The 8101-nt window shown below is 71.6% G+C and carries 4 protein-coding genes; 1 reads left to right on the forward strand and 3 read right to left on the reverse strand.

Annotation, left to right across the window (positions count from 1 at the left end):
* Positions 1 to 90 precede the first annotated feature (90 nt).
* Entirely contained in the window at positions 91 to 1209 is a 1119-nt protein-coding gene (serC, locus tag NMK44_RS38260) for a phosphoserine transaminase (protein ID WP_254752161.1), read from the reverse strand.
* A gap of 223 nt (positions 1210 to 1432) precedes the next feature.
* Here serC and NMK44_RS38265 point away from each other — a divergent pair, with 223 nt between their 5' ends.
* Complete coding sequence (locus tag NMK44_RS38265; protein ID WP_254752163.1) at positions 1433 to 4255, forward strand: FAD-binding and (Fe-S)-binding domain-containing protein; 2823 nt, start codon at positions 1433 to 1435, stop codon at positions 4253 to 4255.
* A 55-nt stretch (positions 4256 to 4310) separates the two neighbouring features.
* On the opposite strand, the gene NMK44_RS38270 is transcribed toward NMK44_RS38265, so the two are convergent.
* Positions 4311 to 4769: a hypothetical protein gene (locus NMK44_RS38270; RefSeq protein ID WP_254752165.1), complete on the reverse strand. Its 459-nt coding sequence runs from the start codon at positions 4767 to 4769 to the stop codon at positions 4311 to 4313.
* A partial coding sequence (locus tag NMK44_RS38275) for a DUF6531 domain-containing protein (RefSeq protein ID WP_254752167.1) occupies positions 4757 to 8101 on the reverse strand: 3345 nt, incomplete at its 5' end. The genes NMK44_RS38275 and NMK44_RS38270, both read right to left, overlap by 13 nt.

An 8101-nucleotide genomic window follows, 5' to 3' on the forward strand; every position in this document is an offset into this window, starting at 1 on the left:
CGCCCCCGCGCCCCCACCCCCCCGTCCACAATCCCCCCCGGGGCCGGGGCCCCGCGGCCGCCCCCCCGGACCCCTTTCCCGCGATGTGGGTCAGAGCTGCTCGATGACGTAGTCCACGCAGGCGGTCAGCGCCTCGACATCGGCCGGGTCCACCGCCGGGAACATCGCCACCCGGAGCTGGTTGCGGCCCAGCTTGCGGTACGGGTCGGTGTCCACGATGCCGTTGGCCCGCAGCGCCTTGGCGATCGCGGCGGCGTCGATGTCCTCGTTGAAGTCGATCGTGCCGACGACCTGCGAGCGCTTGGCCGGGTCGGTCACGAACGGGGTGGCGAACTTGGACTCCTCGGCCCAGCCGTACAGCGCGCGCGAGGAGGCCGCGGTGCGCCGCACCGCCCAGTCCAGGCCGCCCTGGCCGTTCATCCACTCGAGCTGGTCGTTGAGCAGGAAGAGCGTGGCCAGCGCCGGGGTGTTGTAGGTCTGGTTCTTCAGCGAGTTGTCGATCGCGGTCGGCAGCGAGAAGAACTCCGGCACATGACGGCCGGACCCGTGGATCCGGGCGGCGCGCTCCAGCGCGGCGGGGGAGAAGACGCCGATCCACAGCCCGCCGTCGGCCGCGAAGGACTTCTGCGGGGCGAAGTAGTAGACGTCGGTCTCGGCGATGTCGACCGGCAGACCGCCCGCGCCCGAGGTCGCGTCGACCAGCACCAGTGAGCCCTCGTCGGCCCCGGCCACCCGGCGGACCGGCATGGCGACACCGGTGGAGGTCTCGTTGTGGGTGAGGGCGTAGACGTCCACCCCGGCCTCGGCCACGGCCTCCGGGTGGGTGCCGGGGTCGGAGGAGATGACGCTGGGCTCCTCCAGCCACGGTGCCAGCTTGGCGGCCTTGGCGAACTTCGAGGAGAACTCGCCGAAGGACAGGTGCTGGGACCGCGAGTCGATCAGACCGTGCGTCGCGATGTCCCAGAACGCGGTGGAGCCGCCGTTGCCGAGGATGACCTCGTACCCCTCGGGGAGCTGGAACAGCTCGCGCACCCCGTCGCGCACCGAGCCGACCAGGTTCTTGACCGGGGGCTGGCGGTGGGAGGTGCCCAGGAGGGAGGCGCCGGTGGCGGCCAGGGCGCTGAGCGCCTCGGTGCGCACCTTGGAGGGGCCCGAGCCGAAACGACCGTCGGCGGGCTTGATGTCAGCGGGAATCCGGATCTCAGCCACGACCGCAGCCTAGTCCGTCGGGGGCCGCGCCCCCGCCCGGAGTCCAGCGGATGAGACAACCGGTCCACATGCTATTGACGCGGGTGTCCACACCCTGTTGACGCCCCCGTCCGCGTGTCGTCGGCACCGGAAGCGCCGGGTCACGGGGGCGTTCCCCGAACGAACCCGGATCCGATCGGAATTGAACATTCTCTTCGCGGCCCCCGGCATGGACCATGGGGGCATGGCTGATCACGAGGCAGGCGAACTGGAGCGTGCTTTGCGGCGAGCCGTCAACGGGGACGTCTCCTTCGACACGGCGAGCCGGGCACTGATGACCATGGACGCGTCGAACTACCGGCGGGTGCCCGCCGGGGTGGTCGCGCCACGGGACGCGGACGATGTGGCGGCGGTGCTGGCCGTCTGCCGGGAGCGAAGCGTGCCGGTCGTCGCCCGCGGCGCCGGCACCTCGATCGCCGGGCAGGCCACCGGGCTCGGCGTCGTCCTGGACTTCACCCGCCATATGCGCGGCATCCTCGCGCTCGACCCGGAGGCGCGGACCGCCGTCGTCCAGCCCGGGGTGATCCTCGACGATCTGCGCACGGCCGCCTCCGCCCACGGACTGACCTTCGGCCCCGATCCCTCCACCCACAGCCGCTGCACCCTCGGCGGCATGATCGGCAACAACTCCTGCGGCTCCCATTCGGTGGCCTGGGGCACCACCGCCGACAATGTGCACGCACTCGACGTCCTCACCTACGGCGGTGAGCGGGTGCGCGCCGCCCAGGGCCTGGACGGGCTGCCCGCCCGGCTGCGCGACGGGATGCGCGCGCTGGCCGGGGAGAACCTGGCCCGGCTGCGCACCGGCTTCCCCGAGCTGCCCCGCCGGATCTCCGGCTACGCGCTGGACGAGCTGCTGCCGGAGAGGAACGCCGACGTGGCCCGCGCCCTCACCGGCAGCGAGGGCACCCTCGGGGTGCTGACCGAGGCCACCGTCCGGCTGGTCGAGGCGCCGAGCGCCCGTGCGCTGGCCGTGCTGGGCTACCCCGACGAGAGCGCGGCGGCCGAGGCCGCGCACACCCTGCTGCCGTACGGGCCGCTGACCGTCGAGGGGATGGCCGCCGACCTGGTGACCGGGGCGTCCGGGCTGCCCAAGGGCGGCGCATGGCTGTTCGTGGAGGTCGGCGGCGGATCGCGGGAGGAGGCGTACGCCCGCGCCGGGGAGATCGCCCGCGCCGCGGGGACCGCCACCACCGACCACACCGTCGTCGCCGACCCGGCCGGGCAGCGCGCGCTGTGGCGGGTGCGCGAGGACGCCTCGGGGACCGCCACCCGGATGCCCGACGGCAGCGAGGCGTGGCCGGGCTGGGAGGACTGCGCCGTGCCGCCCGCCCGGCTCGGCCCGTATCTGCGCGACTTCCGCGGCCTGCTGACCCAGCACGGCCTGCGCGGCACGCCGTACGGTCACTTCGGTGACGGCTGCATCCACGTCCGGATCGACTTCGACCTGCTGAGCGAGGCCGGGGTGCGGGTCTTCCGCGACTTCTCCACCGACCTCGCCGACCTCGTCGTCACCCACGGCGGTTCGCTCTCCGGCGAGCACGGCGACGGGCTGGCGCGCGCCGAACTGCTGCCGCGGATGTACGGCGAGGAGATGGTCGGGCTCTTCCACCGCTTCAAGGACCTGTGGGACCCGGCGGGCGGCCTCAACCCCGGGGTCCTCGCCCGCCCCCGCCGCCTCGACCAGGATCTGCGCTTCGACTCGCTGCCACGCCGCCCGGTCGACGTCGAGTTCGGCTATCCGCACGACGGCGGCGACTTCTCGGCCGCGGTGCGGCGCTGCGTCGGCGTCGCCAAGTGCCGCAACGAGTCGGTGTCCGGCGCGAGCGTGATGTGCCCCTCGTACCGTGCGACGGGCGAGGAGCGGCACTCCACCCGCGGCCGCGCCCGGCTGCTGCACGAGATGCTCGCGGGCGAGGTGGTGCGCGACGGCTGGCGCTCCCAGGAGGTGCATGACGCGCTCGACCTGTGCCTGTCCTGCAAGGGCTGCCGCAGCGACTGCCCGGTCGGGGTGGACATGGCCACCTACAAGGCGGAGTTCCTGCACCACCACTACGAGGGGCGGGTGCGGCCCGCCGCGCACTACGCGATGGGCTGGCTGCCGGTGTGGCTGCGGGCCGGTGCGGCCCTGCGGGCGGCACCGGTGGCCAACGCGCTGTCGGGCGTGGCCCCGCTGGCCGCCCTGGCCAAGCGCGCGGGCGGGATCGCCCCGGAGCGCGACATCCCCGAGCTGGCCCGTGAGCCCTTCACCCGCTGGTGGCGCGACCGGGTACGGACGGCCGGGCCGGGCCCGGACACCGGCCGGACCGTGGTGCTGTGGCCGGACACCTTCACCAACTATCTGTCCCCGTCGGCCGGCCGGGCCTCGGTCGCCGTACTGGAGGCGGCCGGGCTACGGGTGGTGGTGCCGCCCAAGCCCGTGTGCTGCGGGCTGACCTGGGTCTCCACCGGTCAGCTCGACCGCGCCCGCGCGGTGATGCGCCGCACCCTGGATGTGATGGCCCCGGCCCTGGACGCCGGGCTCCCGGTGGTCGGCCTGGAACCGAGCTGCACCGCGGCCCTGCGCACCGACCTCCCCGAACTCCTGGGCTCCGATCCGCGCGCCGCCCGGCTCGCCGACTCCGTCACCACCTTCGCCCAGGCCCTGGAGGACCACGCCCCGGACTGGTCGCCCCCTGTGGTCGACCGACCGGTCGTCGGCCAGACCCACTGCCACCAGCACGCCGTCCTCGGTGACGGGGCCGAACGGCGGCTGCGCGAACGGGCCGGGCTGACCGGGGAGCTGAGCGGCGGCTGCTGCGGTCTGGCGGGCAACTTCGGCTTCGAGAAGGGCCATTACGACATCTCGGTGAGCTGTGCCGAGGAGCAGCTCATGCCCTCGGTGCGGGCCGCCGGGGAGGACGCCGAGGTGCTGGCGGACGGCTTCTCCTGCCGCACCCAGCTCGGCCACCTCACCGACCGCCCGTCCCGCCATCTCGCCGAGGTGCTGGCCGAGCATCTGTCCTGACCGCGCTCCGGGAGCGGCACGGCGGTGCTGTGCCGCTCCCGGAGCCGGAGCGTCCTCAGCCCCAGATCGCCGTCAGGTCCTCGCAATCGACGTGGATCCGGGAATCGGTCAGCTCGATCTCGTGGGAGCAGCCGCCGTCGCGCGGCAGGATTTCATCGATGAGCACCGCCTCATCGCTCATCCAGTCGGCCTCCCGCTTGAAGTCGAGCTGGAAACGGGTGACCCCGAAGTACCGGATCAGCAGTCCCTCTTCGTGCTTCCACTCGTTCGGCGCGAACCGAATGGACAGCGCATCGCCCTTGTTCACCGGAGTGGTGATCTCGGCGAGTTGCAGATCCTTGACGCACCTGAGGCTGCTGAAACTGTAGTGCGTTTCCTCGGAGGCGAAGCCACGGGCGCCGGGAGGCAGTGATGTGAGCAGGTCCGGGAGGGCTTCCAGATAGGGGGCGGGGTTGATGTTGAACCCCGAGTACTCGGGGTCCCAGTCCACCGTGACGTACTTCATTTCTTGCATCCGTTTCCCTCCGCGGCCAGCCGCGGACGTTTCCATTTATCCCCGGAAAGGTCTTCGGTCCCCTTGTCGCCGAGGCGTCCTTCTTTGCGCATGAATTTGATGGCCGTGCCCTTCAGCGCGTCTTCCACCCGTGGGGGCACCACGACATCGTCGGCCTTCGTTCCGTGCTTGTTGAAGAAGCCGTTGCTGCCGAAGAGTCCGACCTCTCGTCCACGCTTATCGTAGACATGGATTTCGAAATCGGTGCCGCGCGGCCCTTCGGGGACCGGGTCGAGCCTTCCCCGGTAGCCCTCACCCAAGTTGAGCGGCATCTTGTTGCCGTTCCCTCCCGCGAGGCCCAGGGGGTCGGCCCATGAGTGCGGGTTGGGGATGTAGGCGTGGTGGTTGGGCGCGGGGTCGAGACCGAGGGGGTCCGGGGTGATGTAGCGGGCGGTTTCGGGGTCGTAGTAGCGGAAGTAGTTGTAGTGCAGACCCGTTTCGGGGTCGGCGTACTGGCCGGGGAACCGGAGCGGGCAGGCGGTGGCGTCGGCCGGGCCGGGGAGCGGGGCGCCCCACAGGGTGGTCCGGTGCTGCCAGGCCAGGTCGCCGTCGGGCGTGATCAGCTCGGTGGGGGTGCCGATCGGATCGGTGACGACGGTGTGGAACCGGGTGGAGCCCAGCTCCTGATCGGTCTGGGACAGCGGGCGGTGGGTGCCGGGGGAGTACTCCCAGGTGGAGGTCGCGCCGTCGGAGGCGGCCTGTTCGGCCAGCCGGTCGCTGTCCCAGGTGAAGGTGAGGGCGGTTCCGTCCGGACCGGTCTTGGAGACACGGCGGCCCAGCGGATCGTAGGCGTACGTCCACTCCTCGCCCTGCGGAGTGGTCGCCTTGACGAGCCGGTCCTGTGCGTCCCAGGTGTAGGTCCAGGTGAGAGCCTGGCCGTTGAGCGGCTTGCGGGTCCTGCTGATCAGCCGGCCCGCCGCGTCGTGCTCATAAGCGGTCCGGCCCGCCCGCCGGGTGAGCGTGCCCTGGTAGGTGTGCTCACCCGGTGCCGGGTGCTCCGGCGCGGTGGCGTGGATCTGGTTGCCCGCCGGGTCGTAGGCGTACTTCTCCGTCCAGCCGTGCGCCTGGACGCCCGTCACCCGTCCCACGGTGTCCAGGGAGAAGTGGCGGGTGCCGGTGGTGAGTTCGCGGATCTCGGTGACATAGCCGTCCGGCCGGTAGGCGTAGGCGCGGTGCTGGAGCAGATCCCCGGGCGAGGTGGAGACGCGCTGTGCCGTCAGCCGGCCCGCCGTGTCCCAGGTCTGCGCCAGGGTGATGTCTCCCTCGGTGCGCCGGGTCTCACGGCCTTCCGCGTCATAGGTGAAGGCGAGGGTCCGCCCGGCCGTGGTGAGCGTGGCCGGCAGGCCCGTCGTGTCGTACGTCCAGGTGGAGGTCAGGCCCGAGGGCGTGGTGCGGTGGGTGCGGTTGCCGGTCGCGTCATAGCCGTAGGTGGATCTTCGACCGTTGACCGCCTCGCTGAGTACACGGCCCACCGCATCGCGCTCCAGGGTCACTTCCGCGTCCGCGTTGGCCGCGTGGCACAGGGCGCCGGTGGCGTCGTAGGCGTACGTCGTCACCGCGCCGGTGGTCTCGTCGAGCTGGTCGACCACATTCCCGGCCGGGTCGAGGGTGTAGCGGAGGGTGTGGCCGAGGGCGTTGGTGCGGGCGGTGAGCCGGCCCGCGGTGTCGAAGGTGTAGCTGCGGGTGGCGCCGTTGAAATCGGTCTCCGCGACCAGGCGGCCCGCCGGGTCGTAGTCGTAGGACCACTGGTGGCCCTGGGGGTTGGTGACGGTGGTCAGGCGCAGTTCGGTGTCATAGGCGAAGGCGTAGTGCGCGCCGTCGGGGTCGGTGCGGGTGGCGGGCCGGTCGAAGTGGGTGTGGGTGTGGGTGGTGGTGTGTCCGGCGGCATCGGTGTGGCGGGCGAGGTTGCCTTCGGTGTCCCACTGCCACGTTTCGCGGGCGCCGTCGGGGGTTTGGCGCCAGGCGGGTTTGCCTTCGATGGTCCAGCCGTGGCGGGTGGTCTGTCCGAGTCGGTCGGTGACGGCGGTGATCCGGCCGTGTGGGCCCCGGCGTGCTTCGGTGGTGTGGCCCAGGGCGTCGGTGATCGAGGTCAGATGGCCGAGGGTGTTGTAGGTGTAGTGGGTGGTGGCGCCGGTGGGGTCGGTGGTGGAGGTGCGGTCCCCGCGGTCGTTGTAGGTGTGGCGCCATACGGCGCCGCCCGGCTCGCGGATCTCGGTGGGATGCCCCTGGCCGTCGTAGACCGCTTCCGCCGTGGTGCCGTCGGGGCGTTCGATGGCGGTCAGGCGGTCCTGGTCGTCATAGCGGTAGCGGGTGGTGTGCCCCAGGGGGTCGGTGACGGCGATGGGGTGGCGGTTGTGGGTGTCCCATTCGGTGCGGGTGGTGTTCCCCAGCGGATCGGTCTCGGCGATCACCTTGTAGGCGTCGTTGCGCAGGTAGGTGGTGGTGTTGCCCAGGGAGTCGGTGTAGCGGGTGGTACGGCCCTCATCGTCGTAGTGCAGACGGCCCGAGAGGATCCCCTCGGGGCCGATCCCGCGCAGCACCCGGCCACGGTGGTCATAGACATGGGCGTAGGTGGTGCCGTTGCGGTCCGTCCACGACGTCATCCGATGCCGCTCGTCATACCGGTAACGCAACGGCCGCCCCGTGGAATTGACGATCTCCGACAGGTTCCCGGCGGCGTCGTAGCCGAAGGCCACCAGCGTGGTGCTGCGCTGGTGCTCCTCACCGTGGAGCAGGCGCAGCGCGGTGATACGCGACAGTTCCGCATCGGTGTCGACCGCGATCCGGTAGCCACCGGAATGACCGACCTCCACCGGCGCACCGTGTGTGTTGTAGCTGATGGTGATGCGGTCGCCCTCGCCGCTGCGGTCGGTGACCGCGGTCAGCACCAGCTCCCGCCCGCCCCCCGGCAGCGGCGCGAAATGCAGCATCCGATGATGCTCGGGGGCGGTGACGGTGAAGGTGCCGTCCGGTTTGCCGTCCCAGCACAGCGGCCAGCGGGGCCCGGCGGCGGGAAAGGTGGGAACACCGGGCTCGGGCACCGGGTAGGCCAGGATCATGCCGTCCTCGGCGATGAAGACCAGGCCCGCGTCATCGATCTCCAGCCGCTGGTCCAGCGTGCCCGCCCAGGTCCGCCCGAACCAGCCCCCACACGGATGACCGGAGACATAGTGCCGCTCCAGCACCAGGGGCAGCGCCCCGGGAAGGCTGACATCGGTGGCGGACATGACCATCTCACCGGTGGCCACATCGATCGGCTCACCCGTGGTGCACTTGGCATCCCCAGGAGTACA

The organism is Streptomyces cucumeris (genome assembly GCF_024295805.1).
GTDB classification, from domain to species: Bacteria; Actinomycetota; Actinomycetes; order Streptomycetales; family Streptomycetaceae; genus Streptomyces; species Streptomyces cucumeris.

Excerpts from the sequence above, each read along its gene's own strand:
- NMK44_RS38270 (WP_254752165.1), bottom strand. The coding sequence starts at position 4,769 with ATGCAAGAAATGAAGTACGTCACGGTGGACTGGGACCCCGAGTACTCG.
- NMK44_RS38265 (WP_254752163.1), top strand. The coding sequence starts at position 1,433 with ATGGCTGATCACGAGGCAGGCGAACTGGAGCGTGCTTTGCGGCGAGCC.